This is a genomic window from Brevundimonas bullata, from assembly GCF_003350205.1.
In the GTDB taxonomy this organism is placed as follows: domain Bacteria; phylum Pseudomonadota; class Alphaproteobacteria; order Caulobacterales; family Caulobacteraceae; genus Brevundimonas; species Brevundimonas bullata.
Window position 1 is genome coordinate 1 of sequence record NZ_QLLC01000039.1, and the last position, 22,393, is coordinate 22,393.

Here is a 22,393-nt window from a genome sequence, read left to right on the forward strand (position 1 = left end):
CGTCCTCGTCGCTTCAATCCGCTTGTGGGTCAGGCACTTTGTCCACACCACCTAGCCAGATTATTATTGGGACCCTTCAAAGTGTTCCAGGTTTTGGGGCTAATTCCACTCTGACTGCGGTTGACGGAACGAAAGATCCTTATCAAGGCGTTGTTCAGTCCAATAGTTTAAGAGAAATTGCTACATCATATGACCCTAAATTCAGGGCGTCTAATGATGTGGTCCAGCTCAATCTGGAATATGAACTGTCAGAAGGTGTTACTCTTTATTCCCAAACTGCATATTCTAAAGATGACTATTTCTCGACGCAGGACTACAGCAGATTTGTAAGCAATCCTATTTTTGCCGATTCTACTGTCCCGTTAAGGCGAGTAAATAAGCCTCTGCCAACAAACTACACATCACCAGGCGGTTATTATAATGATCCGCAGCTCGACCGGTCAAATCGTCTGCTTTCTGCCGACTTAAGTCAATCCGACAATAGTCAGTTTACTCAAGAATTCAGGGCATCGTCAAATTTTGATGGAGTTTTTAACTTCAATATTGGTGCTAATTATTTGGATTTTAAAACAGAAGACAATTATTACGTCTTCAACAATCTGTTTTCATATATTGCCGAGTATTTTTATAATAGAGATAATAATCTAGCGGTCCTGTCGACGGTAGGGTTTGCCACGCTTCAGTGTGACGCCTCTTCCCCTGCTAATAAGGAATGCGTTTACGTCGACTACTCGCCCATTTCAAATCTTGCGGGGGACGGGCACAATTATTTCAGAAGCCGTAATCTGGTGAACACGCGTTCGTATGGCGTCTTTGGGGAGGCCTATTGGGAGGTTGCTCCCAGTCTGCGCCTGACGGCGGGGCTTAGGTATACGGACGATACGAAGGAGACCACGCCCATCCCGAGTCAGCTTTTGCTGGGCGCGTCGATGTCGGGGGTTCCGGGGCTAATGTCTGGCGGTTACGTCAACAGGGGTTATCCTGAGGGTAAAAAGGTCAAGCAATCTTGGCGGGCGGTGACGGGGCGGTTCGTCGCTGACTGGAAGCCTGACCTTGCTTTGACTGACGATACGCTGGTCTATGCCTCTTATTCACGTGGATATAAGGGCGGCGGGATGAATCCACCCCGCGTTGATATCAATCCCTTGGTTATTCAGTATCTACCTCTGGCCGATAGTTTTGAGCCCGAGTATCTAAACGCATTTGAGTTAGGGACTAAGAATACTCTGTATGACGGACGAGTAAGGTTCAACGCGACCGCCTTCTATTATGACTATCAAGATTATCAAGTTTCACAGATTGTTGACAGAATATCTCTGAATGAGAATTTTGATGCGACGATATGGGGGGCTGAATTCGAATTCTCCGCCAATATCACGCGTGCCTGGCGTATTGACGCCAACATTGGGTACCTCAAGACTAAAATCGCCGATGGTGAAAAATCAATCGATGTAATGGACCGAACGCAGGGTAATAAAGATTGGATGATTCTGCGGCCTTGGCTTCAGGTTCCTTCGAATTGTATCGCGCCTGTAAAGCATGTCGAAACCGTTATTGCTCAGTCTCTGCCGGAACAGGCTATGCTCTATTTCCAAGCGCTGTGCGGCGGCTCCGCTCGATACGGCAGCTTCAGCGAAAACTATCCATCTATGTTGGAAAATTGGAAGAAATTTAATTTCCAATATGATCCATTCAAGGATGCGCCCAATTTCGGCCGCGGCTTTGACGCCGATCTTGGCGGTAATGAGCTGCCTAATTCTCCGCGATGGACTGCAAACATTGGGACTCAGTATACAATTTCGGCCGGTGGTTGGGATACGACTCTGAGGGCTGATTATTACTGGCAAGACAATAGCTACTTCCGAATTTACAACACTAACCACGATGTAATCAGGTCTTGGGATAACGTAAATATGTCTATTACTGTTGAAAATATTGAGGAAAACATATCAATTCAGGCTTACGTCAAAAATGCCCTTGATGATGCGCCCATTACGGATGCGTTTATAAATAGTGATGGTACAGGGTTAACTACGAATGTGTTTACTCTTGATCCTAAATTCTATGGGTTCTCAGTAACCAAAAAATTCTAATTTGGCAGAACTCATTATATTTGTTGAAATCTATTTTAGGCTTTGGCTAGTGCCCCTGCGGGTTATTGTGTCCTTTCTGGAGGCTCTAACGTCAATATTCGGTTTTGTAGGTTTTACGTAATCTATTAATCATCGGAGTGGCGGTAGTTAATGCCGCCACTCTTGCGTGGGGCACCAAGTCGACCGCCTAGGGTGGGGCCAAGAAGCGGCGCTGCGGTTCAGATTGTCTGGCGTAGCGATAGGCTGCAGCTGGGTCGCGTCGCCACGCTGTAACGGAGCGCCGGAGGCTGGATCGCCAAGAAACGCTGCGTAGCGTGGGTCTGCATGCCCCACATTATTTGCTGAAAGGGGCTGGAGACGTCTTGCGGTCTCTTTCGAGGGGGCCTCTGGTCAGGCTGCGGTCGTGCGCGGTGATGGTCGCTAAAGCGGCTTTTCCATCCTCACGGGGCCATACAGCATTGATATGACCTAGTTCGGCGCGGCGGCCTGACGCCCCGCGTTGCAACGCGCCCGGTCGCCGCGTTCGCAGGCGGCGACGGTGGCCTGCCAGTCGGCCATCTGACGCTGATGGAGAGCCTGGGCCTCGGCGGCGGTGCGCAGGTCGGCCTCATGACGCAGGCGCAGAGCCTCCGCCGCCTCCAGTTGCGCCTGATAGCGGGCCTGCTCGCGAGCGTGTGCGGCGGCGTTGGCGCGGTCTTCGTTTTCCGCCAAGTCGTTCTGGGCGACGATCTCGTCGTTCAGGGCCTGGGTCTGGCGCAATTCGTCGGGGTCCTGAGCCGAATCCGGGGCGCGCCGATAGCGCTCGCCCTGACGGCGCAGCAGCTCGGCCACAGGGTCGCCGTCAGGGGCGCTCTGGGCGGCCGTGAGGGCCGGGGGCTGCGTCTGAGCCATCACGGGGACCGTCAGCAGGCTCATGACGGCTGCGAGCGCGGCGGTGTGGTGCGGGCGAGGGGCGGTGATCATGGGGCGTATCCTTGCCGGACAAATAAGGCCGGATCGAAGCTTGGCCTTGAGAAGCATATACCGAACCAACGCGCGGGTCAGGCCAAGGGCTGCGGCGCCGCTCGGGCCAATATGCAGGCTGGGAACTCAGGCCGGGAGGCGCAGCTCGAAGGTGGTGCCCTCGGGGCTGGTGTGCAGCAGGCGCAGCTCGCCGCCGTGATTGGCCGCCAGCTCGCGCGAAATGGTCAGGCCCAGGCCGGTGCCCTCTGAGGCGCGGCCGCTGACGAAGGCTTCGAACAATCGCCCGGCCAGACGCTCGGGAATGCCCGGCCCGTCGTCGGTGATGCGCACGGCGACCATGCCGTCGCGGGCCTCGGCGCGGACCGTGATCCGGCCCTTCTTCTCGCGCGCAGGATCGCTCTCGATGGCCTGACGGGCGTTGCGCATCAGGTTGACCAGAATGCGATGCAGTTGGTCGCTGTCGGCGTTGACCGTCAGGCGGGCGGGCAGGTCGCGGATCAGGCGCACGCCGTCGTCCTCCAGCCCCGCGTCCTCGGCGGCGACGGCGACGGCGCGGGCCAGCAGCATCTTCTGCCTTTGCGGCGCGGCCTCTTCGGACTTGCCGTATTCCAGCACATTGCGGGCCAGGGCGGCGGCGCGGCCCAGGGCGCGCTCCAGGCGGGGTAGGGCCTTGGCCACCAGGGGGTCGGACGAGCTGGACAGGCGTTCCGACGCCATCTGGGCCGAGGTCAGCATGTTGCGCAGGTCGTGGTTGATCTTGGCCACGGCCTCGCCCAGGGCCACCAGACGGGCGCGCGAACGCAGCGACTGGCGGACTTCTTCCTGCATCCGGGCCAGTTCACGCTCGACCCGGCCGATCTCGTCGTGACGGTCGGATGGGGTTTCGGCGGGGCTTTCAGGATCGGCGGCGAAGCGTTCGATGGAGCGCGTCACGCGACGCAGAGGGGCCAGGACCAGGTAGGAGAGGGAGGCGTAGAGCAGGCCGCCCGCGACCACGGCGATCAGCAGGGACATGGTCAGGCTGTTCAGCAGAAAGCTCTTGAGTTCGAGCTTGAGCGGCTGGGCGGGCGCCAGGATCTCGATGAAGTCGCCCGAGCGATAGCGCGGCTTGGCCTGGACCCGCAGTGAGCGGTCAGGGTGGCCGAACAGGGTCTTCCACGGGTCCAGCAGGCGGGCGCCGACATTGCGCTGGCGCAAGTCGATCAGTTCGGGCGCGCGCGGCAGGTTGGGGGCCTGCAGCAGCAGGCGGCGCACCCCCTGTTCGCCTACGACCACGGACTGCACCCCGCCGATGCTCAGCAGTTGTTCGGCGGTGGAATCCTCGACGGCGGAGTAGGGCAGGGCCTCGACCCCGACCGAGGCCAGTTCGGCGGCCTGTAGCCGGTCCATCAGCCACCGCTCCTGGAAGGAGGCGGCGCTGGGCACGATGATCAGGGCGGCGACGGCCAGGGTGAAGGCCACGGTCAGCAGCAGCAGGCGGCTGGACAGGCCGTCGGGGGCGCGCGGCGTCAACCGCTCGCGCCAGACCGGAGGCAGCAGCTCGGGCATACGCACGGCCTGCAGGCGCGCAGCCAGGCCCGTCTCTTCGCGGGGGCGTGTGGGCAGTCGAGTCTCGATCGCGTTCCGTTCCGTCATGCGGCGTCCATGCCGTGCCGAGCGCGCCATTTCTGCACTAATTTGAGCGCGAGGGGCAGCAGCATCGACAGGAAGGCGACGCCGAGCAGGGGCCACATGAACTCGGCGAACAGGCTCTGCAGGTTCGGGTTGGGATTATCGACCAGAATGTCGTTCAGCCCCGCGCCGATCCAGCAATAGATGATGTGGGCCGGCAGCAGGCCGATGAAGGTGGCGATCATATAGGGGCGCAAGGGGGCGGCCATGACGCCCGCCGCCACATTGATCAGGTGGAAGGGGACCGACACCACCAGGCGGGCCACCAGCACATACCAGAAGGTGTTCCTGTCCACGCCCTCGCACACCTTCTTCAGAAGGCCGGTGTCCTGGGCCGCGCGACGGCGTAGGGATTCGCCCAGGGCGGTGCGCCCTACATAATAGACGGCCAGGGCCCCCAGGGTGGCTGAAAAGGCCGTGGAGACCCCTCCGACCCAGGGACCGAACAGATAGCCCGCCGTCACGGTGATGAAGACCACGCCCGGCACCACGCTGGCGGTCAGCAAGGCGAAGACCAGCATCAGGGCCAGAAGGGTCAGGATATAGTGCTCGTCCGCCAGGGCCTGAAACGCCGCGCCGTGCTCGCGCAGGGTGTCCAGCGACAGGTAGCGGTTCCACCCCATGCCGAAGATCAGCGCGATCGCCGCCAGCAGGACGGCCAGGGGCAGAAATCGTTTGACCCGGTTCATCCGTGCTCCGTAACCGACGCGGTCCAGCTTCCCTAGCGGTTTCAGACCCATTGCGGGGTTTCAGATCGCTTGTCGGCGTTGACTCGTCCGTCGTCGCCGCTTATACGCCCGCCTCCTGCAGCGGATGACTGTTGTCCGTTGTGCAACCCTGTAGCCCTGGAGCCGAACGTGAAGCGGACCTATCAGCCGTCGCGACTCGTGCGCAAGCGCCGTCACGGCTTCCGTTCGCGGATGGCCACCAAGAACGGACAGAAGATCGTCATGCGTCGCCGCGCCAAAGGCCGTAAGCGCCTGACGGCCTGACGTCACGCGCCCATTACCCTTCAGGGCGGGCGCATGACCGATCCGATGAAAATCGATCGCCTGACACGGCGGCCCCAGTTTCTGGCGGCCGCCAAAGGTGTTTCTCAGGCCCGCGGCGCCGTGGTGGTCCAGCAACTGGATCGTCAGGACGGACAGACCGCGATCCGCCTGGGATTCACCGCCACGCGCAAGGTAGGCGGAGCCGTGGTGCGCAACCGCTGCAAACGCCGCCTGCGCGAGGCTGCACGCCTTCTGGCGCCCCTGCACGGGCGTCCCGGCTGCGACTATGTGTTCATCGCCCGCATGGGCACGGCGGACCGCGACTGGGACCGTTTGCTTGACGATGTGAAATCGGCCCTTACAAGGCTCGCAACCCCGCGTGCGGCTCCCGATATGGGAGATGCGGCGAAATCGCCCGCCCGCGCCTTTGACGATTCGCGCCCCTCCGGCCAGGACCGCTGACCCCGATGCAGAACGAGAATTCGCGCAACACCATCATCTTCTTCGTGTGCGCGGCCCTGATCATGGGCGTGTACTACTTCATGGTGATGCGTCCCCAGGCCGAGATGCGCCGCCAGCAGCAGGTCGCCGCCGCCGAGCAGAAGGCCGCGACGGCTGACGCCGGCCTGACGCCTGGCTCCGCCGCCCCCGCCGCCTTCGTGGCCGACCGCGCCCAGGCCCTGGGCACGGCGGCCCGCGTGCCGATCCAGACGCCCAAGCTGAAGGGGTCGCTGTCGCTGCAGGGCGCGCGCATCGACGACCTGTACCTGACCGATTACAAAGAGACGCTGGACAAGAATTCGACGCCGGTCGAGCTGTTCCGCCCGCAGGGCATGGAGCACGCCTACTTCGCCCAGTTCGGCTGGAGCGGGCCCAACGTCGCCGGCGGCGTTCCCGGTCCGAACACGCCCTGGACCCTGACCAAGGGCGCGACCCTGACGCCGACCACCCCGGTCGAGCTGACCTGGGACAACGGCCAGGGGCTGCGCTTCACGCGCGTCATCGCCATCGACGGCCAGTACGTCTTCACCGTCACCGACACCGTCGCCAACCTGAGCGGCCAGCCGATCACCATCGCCCCCTATGGTCGCGTCGAGCGCCAGGGCGTGCCCGCTGATCTGGGCAAGCAGATGATCCTGCACGAAGGCGCCATCGGCACCTTCGGCGCGAACGGCAAGTTCGCCACCGAACAGGTCAAGTACAAGGACTGGGCCAAGAAGCCCCGCATCGAGAACCAGTCCACCGGCGGCTGGCTCGGCATCACCGACAAATACTGGATGGCGGCGCTCATCCCGGACCAGAAGGAAACCATCGAGGGCCGCTTCGCCGTCCGCGATCCCGAAGGTCTGAACGTCCACGAAGCCGCCATGCTGGGCGCGACCCGCACCATCCAGCCGGGTCGTCAGATCGAAGAGACCCAACGTCTGTTCGCCGGCGCCAAGCGCAACGAAATCCTCGCCGGCTATGAAGAGAGCCTGGACCTGCCGCGCTTCGTCTACGCCATCGACTGGGGCATGTTCTGGTTCCTGACGCGCCCGATCTTCATGATCGTGGAGTTTTTCTACGGCGTCCTGGGCAACTTCGGCCTGGCCATCCTGGCCCTGACGGTCGTGGTCAAGCTGATCATGTTCCCGCTGGCCAACAAGTCCTACGAGAGCCTGTCCAAGATGCGGACCCTCCAGCCCAAGATGGAGGAACTCAAGAAGAAGTTTAAGGACGACCCGCAGAAGCAGCAGCAGGAGACGATGGCCCTGTATCAGCGGGAGAAGATCAATCCGCTGGCGGGCTGCCTGCCCATCCTGGTGCAGATCCCGGTCTTCTACGCCCTGTACAAGGTGCTGTTCGTCACCATCGAAATGCGCCACGCCCCCTTCTTCGGCTGGATCCGCGACCTGTCGGCGCGCGACCCGTCGACGGTGTGGAACCTGTTCGGCGCCATTCCGTGGGACCCGGCGACCCTGCCCCTGGTCGGCAGCCTGCTGAACGGCCCGCTGCACCTGGGCGTCCTGCCCATCGTCTATGGTCTGACCATGTGGCTGCAGCAGTCGATGAACCCGCCGGCCCAGGACCCGATGCAGCGTCAGATCTTCGCCTTCCTGCCCTTCGTCTTCACCTTCATCATGGCCCCGTTCGCGGCCGGCCTGCTGATCTACTGGGCCTGGAACAACATCCTCTCGATCGCGCAGCAGTACGTCATCATGCACCGCTTCAAGGCCGAGAACCCGATCGACACCTTCTTCGCGCGTTTCAAGAAAGCCTGACCCATTGGATCAACCGTCGGACGAGCCCAAGGTCGGAGAATACTCGGACACCGAGATCGAGCAGGCGCGGGTGCTGTTCGCCCGCCCGGCCACCTTCGTCCTGGGCTGCGCCAAGATCGAGCAACTGCCCGATCCTGACCTGCCCGAGATCGCCTTTGCGGGCCGGTCCAACGTCGGCAAGTCCCGCCTGATCAACGCCCTGGTCGGGATGCACAAGCTGGCTAGAGCCTCGAACGAGCCGGGCCGCACGCGCGAGGTCAACTTCTTCGACCTGGACGGTCGTCTGCGCCTGGTCGACCTGCCCGGCTACGGCTGGGCCAAGGCCTCCAAGACCACGGTGAAGAAGTTCCAGGACCTGGGCCGCGACTATCTGCGCGGCCGGGTGACGCTAAAGCGGGTCTATCTGCTGATCGACGCCCGCCACGGCCTGAAGAAGGTCGATGACGATGCATTGAAGGCCCTCGACCTGGCCGCCGTCAGCTATCAGATCATCCTGACCAAGGCTGACAAGCTGAAGAAGGGCGAGGCGGAAAAGGTCCAGGCGGAGACGCTGAAGGCCATTTCCAAGCGCCCCGCCGCCTTCCCCGCCGTGCTGGTGACTTCGGCTGAAAAGGGCACGGGCATGCCCGAACTGCGCGCCGAGATCATGCGCTCCACGGGCGTCGAAATCTGATCGGTCGAACTATTCACTGAACGGTATGGCGCCGCCGATGCGCGGCCCCATATCGGACGGATGATCCCGCTTTCCATTCTCGACCTCGCTCCGGTGCCCGAGGGCTCCGACGTCTCGCAGTCGCTGGCCAACACCCTCGACCTGGCCCGCCACGCCGAGCGCCTCGGCTACAAGCGTTTCTGGCTGGCCGAGCACCACAATATGCCGGGCATCGCCAGCGCCGCGACCTCGGTCGTGATCGGCGCGGTGGCGGCGGCGACCAAGACCATCCGCGTCGGCGCCGGCGGCGTCATGCTGCCCAACCACGCGCCCTTGGTCATCGCCGAGCAGTTCGGCACGCTGAACGCCCTCCATCCCGGTCGCATCGACCTGGGCCTGGGCCGCGCGCCGGGCTCGGATCAGGCCACGGCCCGCGCCCTGCGCCGCACGCTTCAGGGCGACGTCGACGCCTTCCCGCAGGATGTCATGGAGCTGATGCAGTGGTTCGCGCCCGCCACGCCCGATCAGCGCATCATCGCCAACCCGGGCGAAGGCCAGGCCGTGCCGATCTGGATTCTGGGCTCCTCGACCTATGGGGCGCAGCTGGCGGCTCACCTGGGCCTGCCCTACGCCTTCGCCAGCCATTTCGCGCCCGGCGACATGATGCGGGCGCTGGACGTCTATCGTCAGACCTTCCGGCCCTCGGCTCATCTCGACAAGCCTTACGCCATGCTGGGCTACAACGTCTTCGCCGCCGAGACGGACGCGGCCGCGCGCCTGCTGTTCACCTCGGTGCAGCAGGCCTTCGTCAATCTGAGGACGGGACGTCCGGGCAAGCTGCCGGCCCCAGTCGAGGGCTACTACGAGCGCCTGGACGGCGCCGCGCGCGGCATGATCGACGCCGCCCTGGCCTGTTCAGCCGTGGGTTCGCCAGAGACTGTGCGCGCCAGCATGGACGCCTTCATCGCCCGAACCGGCGCCGATGAGCTGATGATCACCAGCCAGATCTGGGATCCAGCGGCAAGGGTGCGTTCGATCGAACTGCTGGCCCAAGCGGTCGGTCAGGGCTGAGCCTCACCCTTCGTCGGGGGCTGTAAATATCAGATCGGAACGGCTCTGGCCGGCCTCGGTCAGCCGTCGCCAGGCGGCGCCCAGGCGGATGGCGTCCGCCAGATCCTGAGCGCTCAGCGCCATGCCTGTCTCCAGTCGCAAGCGCAGACCCTGACAGGCGGACATCAGAGCAGAGGCGTAGCGCAGGTCGGGGATCGTCGAGCGCTGGCCCAGCTGTTCCAGCGAGGCGTAGCGCCAGCCCTGGTTGATGGGGTGCTGGTCCAACAGGGTCCATTTCTCGGCGGGCGACAGCGCCGCCCCGAGGGGATCCCACGCGTCGCTGTCAGGGGCCTGTCGATAATGGCCCGGTATGCTGGGCAGGCCGTGAAGGGCATAGACGGCGCGTGCGGCGGCATCGACCTCGTCAAGAAGGACGCGCAGGTCGTCGCTCGTGTCCGGCGTCAGCGATGGACCGACTGGGTTGCTGTCCGCCTCCTCGACAGCGCGTCGTGGTCGAGGAGGGCGCCGGAACATGGCTTAGTCGAGGTTGATCGCGCTGGTGACCGAGACGTCATAGACGACGCGGGTCACGCTCTGGACGAACTCGAAGAACTTGCGCGCTTCGGCAGCGCCGGAGCGCGGCGCATAGATGATGTCGTCCGGCTCGATCTGGAAATTGCTGGCGATGAAGAAGCCCGAGCCCTCGTTCAGGTTGAGGCGATAGACCACAGGCACGCCGCGCGGCGTGGCGGCCTGCTGGATGCCCAGTGCCTGGGCCACTTCCGGGCGTTCGAAGCGGAACACCAGAACCGACTTGGCATCCGCCAAGTTGGAATCCAGGCCGCCCACGCCGCTGAGCGCCTCGGCCAGGGTCAGAGGGCCGGGCGGCAGATCGGTGCGCGCCACGGCATTGAAGGCGCCGAACGAGCTGAAGCGGCGCGGCTGATAGACCAGGTTGACCTGATCGCCGCGTTGCAGCCGGACATTCTCGTTGAACTCGGTCGTCACGATCGACATGGGCGCCGTATAGGTCTGGCCGCCACGCTGGATGCGCACCGTAACGTCATAGACGGAGCGCGAGGAGCCGCCCGCCGCCGCGATGACGTCGAGAATGCGGTCGCTGTTGGCCGCCAGGGGCTGACGGCCGGGATTGCGCACTTCCCCCAGCACTGTCACGGCGTTGGAGGTATTGCCGGCCAGGGTGACGATGACCTGGGGATTGGCGACCTTGCCGATCAGGGCGCGACGCACGGCGGCGGATGCCTGGGCCGGGGTCAGGCCCTGAACCGAAACCGATCCGGCGAAGGGCACCGGCACGGCGCCGTTGCGATCCACCACCAGGGGCGGCAGGGTCTGGTTTCCGCTCTCGCTGCTGCGGCTCGAACCTCCGCCGAACAGGCCGCCGCTGGGCTCGAAGATGCTGACGGCCAGGGTGTCGCCCACGCCGATGATGTCCGTCGGTGCGTCGCTGGAGGCGAGGGCTAGGGTGCTGAAGGAGCGCTGCGGCGCCGCCTTCAGGCGCTCGCTGAGCGCGAAGTCCAGGTTGACCAGGGCGTAGTCGCCCTGCCGTTCTGGATTGCTGGCGGCCTGCACCACCCCCATGCCGGAGGGCCCGTCACGCGGCAGCGTCGAGCAGCCGGCGAGAAGAGCGACGATCATCAGACTGGCGGCGGTACGGGTCATTGCAGCTCGCTTCAAGTTCGTCTGATGCTTACCCGGCGACGGCGGTCGCCGCCAGAGGGGGCAGAAGACGATCCCCTATCTGTTGGAAATGCGCCTGCCAGGTCGGAGCCTGGTAGGCGGGTGCGGTCGGACGATGCAGGGTCGCCGTTTCCAGTGCTTTGAGCCAGCCCAGTCCGTCCAGCGGGTCGATCAGGGTCGCCTGCGGCACCAGTTCGCGGTGCGCGGGAATATCCGAGGCGATCAGCGGCACGCCCAAGGCGCAGGCCTCGACCGCCGGAAGGTCAAAGCCCTCCACGGAGGACGGGGCCAGCACCGCCTGAGCGCCGCGCATCAGGTCGGCCAGTGCGGTGTCGGGCAGGTTCTCGACCTGATGCACCAGGCCCTGAAGATTGGGCGAGCGTTGCAGGTGGTCCAGCACGGCCTCGTTCTCCCAGCCGTAGCGGCCGATCAGCACCAGCCGCGGCGCCTTGTCGCCCATGCCTTCCTGAAGGCGCCGCCAGACCGTCAGCAGGAAGGCCAGGTTCTTACGGGCCTCGATCGTGCCGACATGGACGAAATAGGGACGACGCGTCACGTTTGGCGCGCTCTTCATGAAGACCGGCTCAAGGCCCAGGTGGGCGACCTCGACGGGCGGCGCCTTCAATCCTTCACGATCGGCGAAGGCCAGGACTTCGTCAGCAGTGTACTGGGAATTGACCAGAATTCGAGAGGCGTGGCGCAGGGTGGTCAGCACCCGGCGCCGATGTTTGTCGCCGTCGCCGGGGCGGCAGAATTCGGGATGGGTGATGGGGATCAGGTCGTGCAGCATGACGACGCGCTCGATGCCCTGGGCGCTCAGGCTGGTCAGGATGTCGGGCGTGTTCAGGCTGGTATGGCCGACGTTGAAATAGAGCTGGGCCGGCGGCGGCGCGACGATCCCGCGAGAACGGAAGTACTGCTTCCAGACGCGGGCCTTTTTCCGCTTTTTTTCCGGTTTGTGCGGGTCGGGCGCCTCGCCGATGATCGACGCGGTCGGTTGTTCTGCTTCCAGGGCGGCGAATAGGCGACGCTCGTGGGTGTTAAGGTCGCGCTCGGGCGGTCCGCCGGTCCAGCGGCGGCGCAGCGCGACCATGCAGTCACGGAACCATTGCTGGTCCACGGCCGCCAACTGATCGTGACGCGAGCGAACGGGCACCATCCGGTAATCCGGGTGACTGATAAGCCATTCGGCATAGGCCAGACAGACGCGGTCGACGCCAGTCGGCGCGCTGCGGTCGGTGCGGCTCAGCAGTCGGCTGGCGTCAAAAAGAATGTCGCGGGTCATCAGGAGACGTAGCCGGCCTGCATCAGTTCGGCGATGTGGATGACGGCGACCGGGCGGTTGTCCTCAATCACGAACAGGTTGGCGATCTTGTTGGCGCTCAACAGGTCGACCACGTCGCTCATGCGGGCGTCTGGCTCCACGGTGATAGGGCTGCGGCTCATGATGTCCTCGGCGCGGATGGCCGTGATGTCGCTGGAGAAGGCGCGGCGGATGTCGCCGTCGGTGATGACCCCCGCCAGGCTGCCATCGGAATGCAGGACCGCGACCGCCCCCTTGCGACCGGCGCTGATAGCCGAGACGACCTCGCTGAAGCTGGCGTCCAGCGGCACGCTGGCCGGGGCGGCGGCGTTGTCGCCCATCCATTCGCGGACGCTTTGCAGGCTCATGCCCAGGGCGCCGCCGGGGTGGTGCAGGCCGAAGTCCTCGCGGGTGAAGCCGCGACGGTCCATCAGCACCATGGCCAGGGCGTCGCCGATGGCGAGGGTCATCAGGGTCGAGGTGGTCGGCGCCAGACCATTGGGGCAGGCCTCGGCCACCTTGGGCATGGTCAGGCTGACGGCCGAGTGACGCCCCAGGAAGCTGCTGGCCCGCTGGGTGATGCTGATGACCGGAATGTCGTTGCGCTGGCAATAGAGCAGGGGGTCGCGCAGTTCGCGGCTCTCGCCCGAGTTGGAGATGGCCAGCAGGGTCGTGTCGGGACGCAGCATCCCCAGGTCGCCGTGGCTCATTTCCGCCGGGTGGACGAAGAAGGAGTTGGTGCCGGTCGAGGCCAGGGTGGCGGCGATCTTGCCGCCGATGTGGCCCGACTTGCCCATGCCGGTCACGACCAGATAGCCGGGGCGCGACAGGATGATGTCGCAGGCGCGCGCGATCGACACGTCGATGGAGCGCTCCAGCGCCTCCAGGGCCTCAATGTTCAGGCGCACGACTTCGCGCGCTCGGTCCGTCATCGCGGCGATCTGGTCCGGGGATGAGTGAAGCGTGTTGGGCATGGGCAGGCTCCTGAGACGCCGGACCGCTGCGGCGGTTCTTTGTGGCGCACCCGCGAATTGCCTCATCTGGATTGTTCGCACAATGGCGGGGCTGCGACGGAATTGTCACCTTGGCGGACAACCTTCCGGGGCTTTGCGCGTTGTGAGCGTTTCAACAACAGCCAAGAATCGAGACCGGACCTTATGCCGTCTGCATCCGGGGCGATCGCCTCACGCCTGCCCAAGCCGCCCGTCGCTTTCGCCAAGCCCGCCCTGTTCCTGGATCTGGATGGTGTTCTGGCGCCCTTGGCGCCGACGCCGGACGCGGTGGGGCCGGACGCCCGGCGGACCGATGTCCTGACCCGGCTGACGGACCGGCTGCAGGGGCGGGTCGCCATCGTCAGCGGCCGGACCCTGGGCGAGATCGACCGGATCAGCGACGGCGCGGCGCGAGCGGCCTCAGGCGTGCATGGCCTGCAAAGACGGCGCGGCGACGGCTCCTTCGCCAACCGGACGCCGGACCCGGCGGTGCGCCGGGCCGTGTCCGCCTTCGCCGCCTTCGCCGCCGACCGGCCGGGCGTGATCGTTGAGGACAAGGAACTGGCGGCGGGCCTTCACTACCGTCAGGCGCCGGGCGCTTCGGCCGACGCCCTGGCTCTGGCGGCGGCGCTGGCGCAGGAGACAGGCCTGGCCCTGCAGCCGGGGTCCATGGTGCTGGAGTTGAAGACGCCCGGCACGGACAAGGGCGCAGCCCTGACCGCCTTCATGGCCGAGGCGCCGTTCAAGGGGGCCATCCCCATCATGGTCGGCGACGACCTGACCGACGAGCACGGCTTCGAGGCGGCCGAGGCCCTGGGCGGTTTCGGCGTCCTGGTGGGGCCGGAGCGGTCGACCGCCGCGCGCTATGGGCTGGAGGATGTCGCGGCCGTGCTCGATTGGCTGGATCAGATTGAAGGAGGCGCCGCATGAGCCGTCCCAACCTCGACCTCGCCCCCATCGGCAACTGCTCGGTCAGCGCCCTGATCGACCGGGCGGGCCGCTTCGTCTGGGCCTGTGCGCCCCGCGTGGACGGCGATCCGGTCTTTTCGGCCCTGATGGACGGCGACGATCCCGAGCATGGCTTCTGGGCCATCGAACTGGCCGACATGGTCACGATTGAGCAGGCCTATGTGCGCAACACCGCCGTCCTGCGCACGGTCATGACCGACGAACGCGGGGCCTCGGTCGAGATCCTCGACTTCGCGCCGCGCCATCTGAAGCATTCGCGCATCTATCGTCCCATCGCCTTCGCGCGCGTGGTGCGGCCGCTGTCGGGGGCGCCGCGTATCACCGTGCGGCTGCGGCCCTCGGCGGAATGGGGCGCGCGCCGGGCGGAGCAGACCTCAGGCTCCAACCACATCCGCTATCTGTGCACCGACCTGACGCTGCGGCTGACCACCAACTGCCCCGTCACCCATGTCCAGAACGAGCGGACCTTCCGGCTGGAAGGCGAGCTCGCCTTCTTCCTCGGCCCGGACGAGGGCTATGACCAGTCGGTCGCGGCGGGGGTTTCGGCGGCGCTGGACCAGACCATTCAGCACTGGAAGCTGTGGACCCGGACCCTCTATGTGCCGCTGGACTGGCAGGAGGCGGTGATCCGCGCCGCCATCACCCTGAAGCTCTGCGTCTATGAGGAGACCGGCGCCATCGTCGCCGCCATGACCACCTCGGTGCCCGAGTTCCCCGAGAGCGGGCGCAACTGGGACTATCGTTTCTGCTGGGTGCGCGACGCCTATTATACGGTGCGGGCGCTGAACCGGCTGGGCGCGGTGGATATCCTCGAGAACTACCTCGGCTACCTGCGCAATCTGGTGGACGACGCCCAAGGCGGCCATGTTCAACCCGTCTATGGCGTGGGTCTGGAAGCGGCGATCGGCGAGCGGATCGTCGACAGTGTCGAGGGCTATCGCGGCATGAAGCCTGTGCGTGTCGGCAATCAGGCGCACGAGCATTTGCAACACGACGTCTATGGCCAGATCGTCCTGCCGCTGGTTCAGGCCTTCTTCGACGAGCGGATGCTGAGGCCGGGCACGATCGACGACTTCCACGCCCTGGAAAAGGTCGGCGACCGCGCCTTCGCCATGCACGACCAGACGGACGCAGGCCTGTGGGAGTTCCGCACCATCGCGCGGGTCCATACCTATTCCTCGGTCATGTGCTGGGCCGCCTGCGACCGGCTGGCCAAGGCGGCGCGCCATCTGGGGCTGACCGAGCGCGGCGAACTGTGGGACGAGCGCGCCCGTCTGATCCGGGCGCGGATCGAGGCCGAGGCCTACCTGCCGGACGAGGGCCGCTTCGCCGCCAGCTTTGGCGGGACCGAGCTGGACGCCTCCCTGTTGCAGATGACCGACCTGGGCTTCCTCGACGCGCGTGACCCGCGGCAGGTCAAGACCTTTGAGGCTGTGGAGCGGGACCTGAAGCGCGGCCCCTACCTGTTCCGCTACATCCACCCCGACGACTTCGGCGAGCCGGAGACGGCGTTCAACTTCTGCACCTTCTGGTTCATTGAGGCCCTGCATCTGAACGGGCGAACGGAGGAGGCGAGGGCCATCTTCGACCAAATGCTCAGTCAAAGGACCCACGCGGGTCTGCTCAGCGAGGACATCGCCATTCAGGACGGCGAACTGTGGGGCAACTATCCGCAGACCTATTCCCTGGTCGGGATCATCAACTGCGCCGTCCTGCTCAGTCGTTCCTGGACGGACGCCCGATGAGCCGGCTTATTGTCGTCTCGAACCGCGTCTCGGCGCCGAAGGACCCGGCGGCGGGCTCGGCGGGCGGTCTGGCCATGGCCCTGTCGGCGGCGCTGCGCAAATACGACGGCCTGTGGTTCGGCTGGTCCGGCGAAACGGTCGAGCAGTTCACCGGCGAACTGAACATCGAGGACCGGGCGGGCGTCACCGTCGCCACCGTCGATCTGGAGCCGCAGGACGTCGACGAATATTACAACGGCTACGCCAACAAGACCCTGTGGCCCCTGTTCCATCACCGGGTCGATCTGACGGCCTATGAGCGGTCCTACGGCGAGGGCTATGAGCGCACCAATCGCCGCTTCGCCGAGGTGCTGCAGCCGCTGATCCAGCCCGACGACATCATCTGGATTCACGACTATCACATGATCCCGATGGCGCGGGACCTGCGCCGTCTGGGGGTGAAGAACCGCATCGGCTTCTTCCTGCACACGCCCTGGCCGGCGCGTCAGCTGCTGGTGACGCTGCCGCATCATCGGCGGCTGGTGGAGTCGATGTTCTATTTCGACCTGATCGGCTTCCACACCCATGAGTGGCTCGGCCTGTTCGAGCGCTACGTCGAGGTCGAGGCGCGGGGACGGGTGTCGCCCGACCATGTGATCGAAGCCTTCGGCCGTCGGGTTCAGTGCGGGGTCTTCCCCATCGGCATCGACGTGGACGGCTTCCTGGCCGCGCGCGACTCGGTGCTGGGGGGCAAGACCTATGACCGGATGGCGGCCTCGGCGGCCTTCCGGTCCATGATCGTCGGCGTTGATCGGCTCGACTACTCCAAGGGGTTGGAGCAGCGGATGCTGGGCTTCGAGCAGTTTCTGGAGGACAATCCCGCCATGCGCGGCGAGGTCTTCCTGTTGCAGGTGACGCCGATCTCGCGTGACGACGTGGATACCTATCAGGACATTCGCGGGCGGCTGGACGCCCTGGCCGGGCGGATCAACGGCGCCTATGCCGACATGGACTGGCAGCCGATCCGCTATCTGAACCGCACCTTCCGGCGGGATCAGCTGGCGGGCCTCTATCGCGCGGCCAAGGTCGGCCTGGTCACGCCCCTGCGCGACGGCATGAACCTGGTGGCCAAGGAATATGTGGCGGCCCAGAATCCCGACGATCCCGGCGTGCTGATCCTGTCGCGTTTCGCCGGGGCCGCCGAACAGATGGGCGAGGCTCTGCTGGTCAATCCCTTCAGCCGTGAAGAGCTGTCGGAAGCGATCAAGACGGCCCTGACCATGCCGCTGGAGGAGCGCATCCGTAAATGGAAGGCGCTGATGCAGGTGGTGCGCGACACCGACGTGGGGATATGGCGCGACAGCTATGTCGGGGCGCTCAGGAAGGTCGCAATCCGCGCCGACGACGAGGTGGTCGCCGACGCGGCTGAACCTGCGGCCTAGCTGGCCTCGGCATAATGCGGCGGCGCGCCGTCGCGGGCGAGGGCGCGCGCATGGGCGGGGCGGGCCGCCAGCCGCTCGACATAGGCGTCCAGAAGGGGGCTTTCAGGCAGGTGCTCGCGCGCCCAACCCACAGTACTGCCGACCAGGACGTCGGCCACGGTGAAACGGCCGCCCATCAGCCACGGACCTTCCCACAGGGCCTCCAGCAGCCGGGTCATGGCGGCGTCATAGCGGGCTCGGGCATAGGCGTCGGCGTCCACCGCGCCGCTCATCTTGTTCCACAGCGACGGCTCCAGCTCGCCCGAGGCCCAAAACATCCACGTCAGCAGCGACCCGCGCTGCGGCGAGTCCGGGGGGAAGCCGAGGCCTGCTTCGGGATGCAGGCCTGTCAGATAGAGGGCGACCGCCGCCGATTCGGTAATCAGGGCGCCGTCGTGGAGCAGGGCCGGGACCTTGCCGTCGGGATGAGGGTTCCTGGGATCGGCGGCGCCCGTGCCGTCCATGCGGCGGATATCGCAATATTCGATGCGGCAGTCGGCCCCCAGCTCCTCGACCAGCCAGACCAGGCGCGAGGAGCGGGACCAGGGGGCGTGGAACAGGGTCAGCATCGATAGTCCTCCCAGATATCGCGCCGCGACGGGGCGTCGGCGGCGGTTCGTCTTGACTACTGACACCCTGCTGCCACCATGCTGTCAGCAGTCTTCGGCGAGGGTGGGACATGAGACGCGCCGACCGACTGTTCCAGATCATCCAGGTGCTGCGCCGGGCCTCGCGTCCGGTGACGGCCGACGCCATTGCGGCCGAACTTGAAACCTCGAAACGCACCATCTACCGCGACATCGCCGCCCTGCTGGGCCAGCGGGTGCCGATCCGGGGCGAGGCGGGGTTGGGCTATGTTCTGGACGGCGGTTTCGATCTGCCGCCGCTGATGCTGACGTCCGATGAGATCGAGGCGGCGGTGCTGGGGGCGCAGTGGGTGGCGGCGCGCGGCGATCCGGCCTTGGCCCGCGCGGCGCGTGACCTTACGGCCAAGATCGCCGCCATCGTGCCGGAACGTCTGCGGTCGGTGGTGCTGGAGCCTTCGGTGGCCACGCCTCCGCCGTGGGACCAGAAGATCGAGACGGTGGATCTGGCCCAGGTACGGGCCTGGATTCACGCCGGGCGGAAGCTGCGGCTCTATTACGCCGACGAGCAGGGGCGCGAGACGACGCGCGTCATCTGGCCCTGCCTGATCGGCTATCATGAGAGGGCGCGTCTGCTGATCGCCTGGTGCGAGACGCGCGAGGACTTCCGCAGCTTCCGCGCCGACCGGGTGGTCGACGCCGAGTTTCTGGACGACCGCTACCCCGGTCGGCCCGCCGTCCTGCGCCAGCGCTGGTTCGCGGCGATGGAGGCGCGGCGGGCCGCCGAGTGCGGGCCTCAGTAGATCTCGAACAAGCCCGCCGCGCCCATGCCTCCGCCGATGCACATGGTGACGACGCCGTATTTGGCCCCGCGCCGCTTGCCCTCGATCAGGACGTGGCCGGTCATCCGCGCGCCCGACATGCCATAGGGGTGGCCGATGGAGACGGCGCCGCCCGAGACGTTCAGGCGGTCGTTGGGAATGCCCAAGGCGTCGCGGCAGTAGAGGACCTGGGCGGCGAAGGCCTCGTTCAGCTCCCAGATGCCGATGTCGTCCATGGTCAGGCCATGGCGCTTCAGCAGCTTGGGCACGGCATAGACGGGGCCGATGCCCATTTCGTCGGGCTCGCAGCCGGCCACGGCCATGCCGCGATAGGCGCCGAGCGGTTGCAGCCCGCGCTTCACCGCCTCGCCGGCCTCCATGACGACGCAGGCCGAGGCCCCGTCCGACAGCTGCGAGGCGTTGCCGGCGGTGATGAACTCGCCCTGCTGAATTTCTTCGCCGCCGCCGAAGACGGGCTTCAAGGCCTTCAGGCCTTCCAACGTCGTCTCGGGGCGGTTGCCCTCGTCCTTCGACAGCGTGACTTCCTTGGACATCGTCTCTCCGGTCGCCTTGTCCGTCACCAGCATGGCGGTGGTCATGGCCACGATCTCGGCGTCGAACCGACCGGCGGCCTGCGCTTCCGCCGTGCGCTGCTGCGATTGCAGGGCGTATTCGTCCTGAGCGTCGCGGCTGATGTTGTAGCGGCGGCTGACGACCTCGGCGGTCTCCAGCATAGACATATAGATGTGGGGCGACAGCTTCAGCAGCGCCTCGTCCTTCATCCGGTGCAGATTCATGTGTTGGTTCTGGACCAGGGAGATGCTCTCCAGCCCGCCGCCGACCGCCATCTTCTGCTGGTCGAAGATCACCTGCTTGGCCGCCGTGGCGATCCCCATCAGGCCCGAGGCGCACTGTCGATCCAGACTCATGCCGGGAACGGAGGAGGGCAGGCCCGCCGCCAGGGCCACCTGACGCGCGACGTTCGTTCCGGTCGAGCCCTGTTGCAGGGCTGCGCCCATGACGACGTCCTCGATCTCGGCAGGATCGACGCCGGCGCGCGCGACCGCGTGCTTCACGGCGTGAGCGCCGAGTGTCTGCGCCTGGGTGTCGTTGAAGGCACCGCGATAGGCCCGGCCGATCGGGGTGCGGGCGGTGGAGACGATGACGGCTTCACGCATCGAGAAGTTCTCTCTTTTTTGGGGCGCTATCGCTCGCGACGCGGTCGCTCGCTGCTTGAGCGCCGAGAAGGGCGCTATCGCTGGCGATGCGGGCGCGCGCTGCGGGGAGCGCGTTTCCTGCCTAACAGAGAGAGGATAGGCGCCTCACGTCGGGTCAACGCAAGGCGCCTTTTCGGCATGGACCGCAGCGCGCCCTGAGCGAGGCGCTTGACGCCTCAAGTAGCGCGTAGCGCGATAGGCCCTTAGGAAGAATGATGCTGCTGAGCTTTCGTCAGCTCGATCATGCCCTGGGCCGCGCCCATATCCGGTACGATCTCGTTTTTGCGGTCCGAGATAGCGTCGAAGCGGGCCGCGACCTGTTCGGACGCATCAGGACCGATGGCGAAGTCGCCCTGGGTCAGGGTGACATAGGCGCGTTCGAAGCCGCCGGCTCCGGCGGCCAGGATGGCGCGGGTCGGAGCGTCGCGGCTGACCAGATAGATCAGGCCCGGCGTCACCAGTTCCGGCCCCAGGGCTTCCAGCGGCAGGCCTTGCAGGTCCTCGGTCATGCGGGTGTGGGCGGTCGGGGCCAGGGCGTTGACGCGGATGTCGTTCTTGGCCCCCTCGATGGCCAGGGTCTGCATCAGGCCGACGAGCGCCATCTTGGCCGCGCCGTAATTGGCCTGGCCGAAGTTGCCGAACAGGCCCGAGGACGAGGTGGTCATGACGATGCGGCCATAGTTCTGGGTCCGCATGATCTCCCACACCGCCTTGGTGCAGTGGACCGCGCCCATCAGGTGGACGTCCATGACCAGCTGGAAGTCGGCCAGTTCCATCTTGGCGAAGGACTTGTCGCGCAGGATGCCGGCGTTGTTCACCAGAATGTCGATCCGGCCCCAGCGGGCCATGACCTCGGCGACCATGGCCTCGACGGCCGCCGCGTCCGTGACCGAGGCCGCATTGGCCATGGCCTCGCCGCCCGCCGCTTCGATTTCGGCCACCACGGCCACGGCCTCGGCCGCCGTGGCCGAACCGCCCGATCCGTCGCGCGCCGCGCCCAGATCGTTGACCACCACCTTGGCGCCCCGCGCCGCCAGGGCGAGAGCGTGCTCGCGGCCCAGGCCGCCCCCTGCGCCCGTCACAATCGCCACCTGGCCGTCGAACCGGATCGTCATCGCCTGTCTCCGTTTTGTTTCAAGACGGTCTTAGCAGGCGAGATTGAGAGGCAAAACGGGCATTTGTGTTGGAATGGCGCCACAGTCGTCACAATCCTTGGGAATAAGGCGGAACCTGAGCGGGTCCTTCTCGTTCGGCCCAGTGAACGCTACCGCCCCTGTGCGACGGCATTCGGATCAACTTGAAGTGTGAGGACACCATGAAGCTGAAACTTCTCGCCAGTGTCGCCGCCGCGGGGCTGTTCGCAGCTGGCGCGGCGTCGGCTGAGCCCGATGGCTGGTACGGCGCTATCGACGCCGGCTACCACATCATCGATGACATCAATGCCGAATCGTCCACGACCGGCGCCAACTGGAACTGGGAAGTGAACGACGGCTGGGCGGCGTTCGCTCGCCTCGGCTACCGTTTCAACCCCAACTGGCGCGTTGAGCTCGAAGGCGGCTACCGCTCGGGCGACATCGGCACCGTGCGCGCCGTCTCGGGCACGCAGGGCCTGTGCAACCTGACGCCGGCCACCGGTCCTTGCTACTCGCCGGAAGGCGACATCGAGTCGACCACCCTGATGGCCAACGTCATCTATGACTTCGGCTACTCGGCCTGGAACATTCGTCCCTTCGTCGGTCTCGGCGTCGGTGTGAACCACGTCAGCACTGACGCTATCGGCCGTCTGCGGGCCACGCCGGCCGTGACCTTCACGGCAGACGACAGCTCGACCAAGTTCGCCGCTCAGGCGATCGCGGGTCTGGCCTGGGCCGTTTCGGATCGCGCCAACATCGACCTGACCTACCGCTATCTGACCGGCG

21 protein-coding genes are annotated in these 22,393 nt (G+C 65.3%); 11 read left to right on the forward strand and 10 right to left on the reverse strand.

The features are described from left to right. A partial coding sequence (locus tag DXK21_RS14345) for a TonB-dependent receptor domain-containing protein (protein WP_162790701.1) occupies positions 1-2,093 on the forward strand: 2,093 nt, incomplete at its 5' end. A 468-nt stretch (positions 2,094-2,561) separates the two neighbouring features. Here DXK21_RS14345 and DXK21_RS14350 read toward each other — a convergent pair. From DXK21_RS14350 to DXK21_RS14360, 3 genes are all read right to left on the reverse strand, one after another. Continuing rightward, positions 2,562-3,056, reverse strand: coding sequence for a cell wall hydrolase (locus DXK21_RS14350; protein ID WP_245945231.1), 495 nt, complete (start codon positions 3,054-3,056; stop codon positions 2,562-2,564). Positions 3,057-3,182: 126 nt separating this feature from the next. Beyond that, positions 3,183-4,691: a sensor histidine kinase gene (locus DXK21_RS14355; RefSeq protein ID WP_245945232.1), complete on the reverse strand. Its 1,509-nt coding sequence runs from the start codon at positions 4,689-4,691 to the stop codon at positions 3,183-3,185. Beyond that, positions 4,688-5,416: a TVP38/TMEM64 family protein gene (locus DXK21_RS14360; protein WP_114818462.1), complete on the reverse strand. Its 729-nt coding sequence runs from the start codon at positions 5,414-5,416 to the stop codon at positions 4,688-4,690. Before DXK21_RS14360 ends, DXK21_RS14355 begins: the two co-directional genes overlap by 4 nt. Positions 5,417-5,584: 168 nt before the next feature. Between DXK21_RS14360 and rpmH the strand changes: the two genes are divergently transcribed. From rpmH to DXK21_RS14385, 5 genes are read left to right on the forward strand one after another with little or no spacing between them, the layout of a single operon-like run. Further along, positions 5,585-5,719, forward strand: coding sequence for a 50S ribosomal protein L34 (gene rpmH, locus DXK21_RS14365; protein WP_114818479.1), 135 nt, complete (start codon positions 5,585-5,587; stop codon positions 5,717-5,719). A gap of 33 nt (positions 5,720-5,752) precedes the next feature. After that, a complete protein-coding gene (gene rnpA, locus DXK21_RS14370) occupies positions 5,753-6,181 on the forward strand; it encodes a ribonuclease P protein component (RefSeq protein ID WP_114818463.1) in 429 nt (142 codons plus the stop codon). A 5-nt stretch (positions 6,182-6,186) separates the two neighbouring features. Beyond that, positions 6,187-7,980 carry a membrane protein insertase YidC gene (gene yidC, locus DXK21_RS14375; RefSeq protein WP_114818464.1) on the forward strand — a complete coding sequence of 598 codons (1,794 nt, stop codon included), beginning with the start codon at positions 6,187-6,189 and terminating at the stop codon, positions 7,978-7,980. 4 nt (positions 7,981-7,984) lie between these two features. Beyond that, positions 7,985-8,653, forward strand: a complete 669-nt coding sequence (yihA, locus tag DXK21_RS14380) for a ribosome biogenesis GTP-binding protein YihA/YsxC (RefSeq protein ID WP_114818465.1) — start codon at positions 7,985-7,987, stop codon at positions 8,651-8,653. 60 nt (positions 8,654-8,713) lie between these two features. After that, positions 8,714-9,703: an LLM class flavin-dependent oxidoreductase gene (locus DXK21_RS14385; protein WP_114818466.1), complete on the forward strand. Its 990-nt coding sequence runs from the start codon at positions 8,714-8,716 to the stop codon at positions 9,701-9,703. A 3-nt stretch (positions 9,704-9,706) separates the two neighbouring features. Here the strand turns inward: DXK21_RS14385 and DXK21_RS14390 are convergent, their stop codons facing one another. Genes DXK21_RS14390 through DXK21_RS14405 form a run of 4 tightly spaced genes read right to left on the reverse strand, consistent with a single transcriptional unit; the run spans position 9,707 to position 13,660 of the window. Next, positions 9,707-10,216 carry a hypothetical protein gene (locus DXK21_RS14390; protein WP_114818467.1) on the reverse strand — a complete coding sequence of 170 codons (510 nt, stop codon included), beginning with the start codon at positions 10,214-10,216 and terminating at the stop codon, positions 9,707-9,709. A 3-nt stretch (positions 10,217-10,219) separates the two neighbouring features. Further along, positions 10,220-11,365 (reverse strand): polysaccharide biosynthesis/export family protein, encoded by a 1,146-nt coding sequence (locus tag DXK21_RS14395; RefSeq protein ID WP_114818468.1) that lies wholly within the window; start codon positions 11,363-11,365, stop codon positions 10,220-10,222. Positions 11,366-11,393: 28 nt separating this feature from the next. Further along, the gene (locus DXK21_RS14400) at positions 11,394-12,668 is read right to left on the reverse strand and encodes a glycosyltransferase family 4 protein (protein ID WP_114818469.1); all 1,275 of its coding nucleotides are present in this window, start codon (positions 12,666-12,668) and stop codon (positions 11,394-11,396) included. Continuing rightward, positions 12,668-13,660 (reverse strand): KpsF/GutQ family sugar-phosphate isomerase, encoded by a 993-nt coding sequence (locus DXK21_RS14405; RefSeq protein ID WP_114818470.1) that lies wholly within the window; start codon positions 13,658-13,660, stop codon positions 12,668-12,670. The genes DXK21_RS14400 and DXK21_RS14405 overlap by 1 nt, the downstream gene beginning before the upstream one ends. 183 nt (positions 13,661-13,843) lie before the next feature. On the opposite strand from DXK21_RS14405, the gene otsB reads away from it, so the two are divergent. The 3 genes from otsB to DXK21_RS14420 are packed head-to-tail and all read left to right on the forward strand — an operon-like array spanning position 13,844 to position 17,813. Beyond that, positions 13,844-14,608 carry a trehalose-phosphatase gene (gene otsB / locus DXK21_RS14410; RefSeq protein WP_114818471.1) on the forward strand — a complete coding sequence of 255 codons (765 nt, stop codon included), beginning with the start codon at positions 13,844-13,846 and terminating at the stop codon, positions 14,606-14,608. Then, a complete protein-coding gene (locus DXK21_RS14415) occupies positions 14,605-16,392 on the forward strand; it encodes a glycoside hydrolase family 15 protein (RefSeq protein WP_114818472.1) in 1,788 nt (595 codons plus the stop codon). Before otsB ends, DXK21_RS14415 begins: the two co-directional genes overlap by 4 nt. Next, a complete protein-coding gene (locus tag DXK21_RS14420; protein WP_114818473.1) occupies positions 16,389-17,813 on the forward strand; it encodes an alpha,alpha-trehalose-phosphate synthase (UDP-forming) in 1,425 nt (474 codons plus the stop codon). Before DXK21_RS14415 ends, DXK21_RS14420 begins: the two co-directional genes overlap by 4 nt. On the opposite strand, the gene DXK21_RS14425 is transcribed toward DXK21_RS14420, so the two are convergent. Then, positions 17,810-18,421 carry a glutathione S-transferase family protein gene (locus tag DXK21_RS14425; RefSeq protein ID WP_114818474.1) on the reverse strand — a complete coding sequence of 204 codons (612 nt, stop codon included), beginning with the start codon at positions 18,419-18,421 and terminating at the stop codon, positions 17,810-17,812. The genes DXK21_RS14420 and DXK21_RS14425 overlap by 4 nt on opposite strands. A 110-nt stretch (positions 18,422-18,531) precedes the next feature. Here DXK21_RS14425 and DXK21_RS14430 point away from each other — a divergent pair, with 110 nt between their 5' ends. Beyond that, the gene (locus DXK21_RS14430; RefSeq protein ID WP_114818475.1) at positions 18,532-19,239 is read left to right on the forward strand and encodes a helix-turn-helix transcriptional regulator; all 708 of its coding nucleotides are present in this window, start codon (positions 18,532-18,534) and stop codon (positions 19,237-19,239) included. Here DXK21_RS14430 and DXK21_RS14435 read toward each other — a convergent pair. Both DXK21_RS14435 and DXK21_RS14440 read right to left on the reverse strand, forming a co-directional pair. Further along, the gene (locus DXK21_RS14435) at positions 19,233-20,435 is read right to left on the reverse strand and encodes an acetyl-CoA C-acyltransferase (RefSeq protein WP_114818476.1); all 1,203 of its coding nucleotides are present in this window, start codon (positions 20,433-20,435) and stop codon (positions 19,233-19,235) included. The two genes, DXK21_RS14430 and DXK21_RS14435, sit on opposite strands and share 7 nt — an antisense overlap. 242 nt (positions 20,436-20,677) lie before the next feature. After that, positions 20,678-21,589 (reverse strand): SDR family NAD(P)-dependent oxidoreductase, encoded by a 912-nt coding sequence (locus DXK21_RS14440; RefSeq protein ID WP_114818477.1) that lies wholly within the window; start codon positions 21,587-21,589, stop codon positions 20,678-20,680. 200 nt (positions 21,590-21,789) lie between these two features. On the opposite strand from DXK21_RS14440, the gene DXK21_RS14445 reads away from it, so the two are divergent. After that, a partial coding sequence (locus DXK21_RS14445; RefSeq protein ID WP_162790702.1) for an outer membrane protein occupies positions 21,790-22,393 on the forward strand: 604 nt, incomplete at its 3' end.

Coding starts and splice junctions, on each gene's coding strand:
- DXK21_RS14400 (WP_114818469.1), bottom strand. CDS start 12,668: ATGACCCGCGACATTCTTTTTGACGCCAGCCGACTGCTGAGCCGCACC.
- rnpA (WP_114818463.1), top strand. CDS start 5,753: ATGACCGATCCGATGAAAATCGATCGCCTGACACGGCGGCCCCAGTTT.
- DXK21_RS14405 (WP_114818470.1), bottom strand. CDS start 13,660: ATGCCCAACACGCTTCACTCATCCCCGGACCAGATCGCCGCGATGACG.
- DXK21_RS14420 (WP_114818473.1), top strand. CDS start 16,389: ATGAGCCGGCTTATTGTCGTCTCGAACCGCGTCTCGGCGCCGAAGGAC.
- DXK21_RS14415 (WP_114818472.1), top strand. CDS start 14,605: ATGAGCCGTCCCAACCTCGACCTCGCCCCCATCGGCAACTGCTCGGTC.
- DXK21_RS14390 (WP_114818467.1), bottom strand. CDS start 10,216: ATGTTCCGGCGCCCTCCTCGACCACGACGCGCTGTCGAGGAGGCGGAC.
- DXK21_RS14430 (WP_114818475.1), top strand. CDS start 18,532: ATGAGACGCGCCGACCGACTGTTCCAGATCATCCAGGTGCTGCGCCGG.
- yidC (WP_114818464.1), top strand. CDS start 6,187: ATGCAGAACGAGAATTCGCGCAACACCATCATCTTCTTCGTGTGCGCG.
- DXK21_RS14435 (WP_114818476.1), bottom strand. CDS start 20,435: ATGCGTGAAGCCGTCATCGTCTCCACCGCCCGCACCCCGATCGGCCGG.
- otsB (WP_114818471.1), top strand. CDS start 13,844: ATGCCGTCTGCATCCGGGGCGATCGCCTCACGCCTGCCCAAGCCGCCC.
- DXK21_RS14395 (WP_114818468.1), bottom strand. CDS start 11,365: ATGACCCGTACCGCCGCCAGTCTGATGATCGTCGCTCTTCTCGCCGGC.
- DXK21_RS14425 (WP_114818474.1), bottom strand. CDS start 18,421: ATGCTGACCCTGTTCCACGCCCCCTGGTCCCGCTCCTCGCGCCTGGTC.
- DXK21_RS14350 (WP_245945231.1), bottom strand. CDS start 3,056: ATGATCACCGCCCCTCGCCCGCACCACACCGCCGCGCTCGCAGCCGTC.
- DXK21_RS14360 (WP_114818462.1), bottom strand. CDS start 5,416: ATGAACCGGGTCAAACGATTTCTGCCCCTGGCCGTCCTGCTGGCGGCG.
- DXK21_RS14440 (WP_114818477.1), bottom strand. CDS start 21,589: ATGACGATCCGGTTCGACGGCCAGGTGGCGATTGTGACGGGCGCAGGG.
- DXK21_RS14385 (WP_114818466.1), top strand. CDS start 8,714: ATGATCCCGCTTTCCATTCTCGACCTCGCTCCGGTGCCCGAGGGCTCC.
- DXK21_RS14355 (WP_245945232.1), bottom strand. CDS start 4,691: ATGACGGAACGGAACGCGATCGAGACTCGACTGCCCACACGCCCCCGC.